The following is a 234-nucleotide window of genomic DNA, read 5'->3' on the forward strand; positions in this document are numbered from 1 at the left end:
AACGTCGTGCAGGAGCGTAGTCTTTCCGATACCGCTAGGGCCCAAAATTATAGTGATGCCAGTTGAATCCAGCAGCTTTTGCTGGTTTCTATCCAGGACTTTTAAGAGACTCGTTCCGGCAGGGCCTGTCGAGGATTCTCGATATCGTTTAAAGTGGAAATTTCACGCCACGCAGTGTGCGCCTTTGCCCGTTGGCTGGCCAAAGATAAAGCCCGAAGCAGTGGCGCCATTAAT

This window comes from Corynebacterium sp. HMSC05E07 (genome assembly GCF_001807225.1).
In the GTDB taxonomy this organism is placed as follows: domain Bacteria; phylum Actinomycetota; class Actinomycetes; order Mycobacteriales; family Mycobacteriaceae; genus Corynebacterium; species Corynebacterium singulare.